The following is a 1,101-nucleotide window of genomic DNA, read 5'->3' on the forward strand; positions in this document are numbered from 1 at the left end:
CGGGATGGCGCGGCTGGCGTTGAGGTGGGCCGGCGATGGCGCGCATGTTCATGCGCGTGGACTCCGCGCGGATGCCCTGCAGGTCCTCCTCGTCCGCGCCTTCCGGCACGAGCGCCGCGGCGGCCTTCTTGTTGCGCTGCTTGCGCAGGGAGTCGAGCGAGACGATGCGCGTGCTGTTGGCGCCGTCCTCCGCGGGCTTCTCGTCCTCGCCGGTGGGCGCGTCCTCCGCCGCGAGCGCGAAGAGGAACGTCACCGGGCCCAGCGTCAGCGTGTCGCCGTCCGTCAGTGTCTGCTTCTGCACGGCCGTGCCGTTGACCAGGGTGCCGTTGGCGCTCTTCTGGTCCTCCACCGCGTAGCCGTCCGCGTCCTGGAAGATGCGGCAGTGGCGGCGGGAGATGCCGGGGTCGTAGAGCACCACGTCGCACTCGGAGGTGCGCCCGATGAGCACGGAGTCCTGGTCGAAGACGAACTCCTTGCCGGCGTCTTTTCCCTCGGAGATCGTCAGTTGGAAGGCCATGTCGTCCTAGGAGCCTATCGAGGCATGTACGGCTCGGGCAACGGCGGCGCGCGCGCTCGCCGGCTCCAGCACTTCCGCCTCTCCCCCGAAGGATAGCACCCACTGCGTGAGCCAGCGCTCACTGTCTCCGGCCACCCGCACCTCCACCCCTCCGTCGGCGAGCGGGCGGGCGTCCTGGCCGAAGCGCTCCTTCACGTAGGGCGCCGCCGTGGGGGTGAAGCGCACCCGGACGGAGGCCTCGCTGGCGCCGCGCGCCGGGTTGGGCACGTCCGCGCGGGCGTCCGGCGGGGGCTGGAAGGCGGTGGCCGTGACGGCCAGGTCCTCCATGCGGTCCAGCCGGAACAGGCGCGCGTCCTGGCGGGTGTGGCAGAAGCCCTGGAGGTACCACTGGCCGCGGTGGCTGAGCAGCTCGTAGGGGCGCACCCGGCGCGGCTCCGGGGCGCGGCCGGGGCTGGCGTAGCCGAACGTCACCTCCAGCCGCTCCAGGATGGCCGGGTGAGGGCCCAGCGCCGGGGCGCGTCCGAGGACGCGTCGATCTTCCGGTACATGTCCGGAAGCGCTCGCGGGCCGCGGGCGGGATGATG

The 1,101-nt window shown here is 72.6% G+C and carries 1 protein-coding gene and 1 pseudogene; both read right to left on the reverse strand.

Features of this window, described 5'->3' with window-relative positions; all coding sequences use genetic code 11:
* A partial coding sequence (locus tag ACLEQD_RS44000) for an FHA domain-containing protein (protein ID WP_410391880.1) occupies positions 1–517 on the reverse strand: 517 nt, incomplete at its 3' end.
* Positions 518–523: 6 nt separating this feature from the next.
* Positions 524–1,101 (reverse strand): annotated as a pseudogene (locus ACLEQD_RS44005) (WYL domain-containing protein); the annotation flags it as partial.

Origin of the sequence: Corallococcus sp. 4LFB (genome assembly GCF_046520365.1) — a bacterium.
GTDB lineage: Bacteria > Myxococcota > Myxococcia > Myxococcales > Myxococcaceae > Corallococcus > Corallococcus caeni.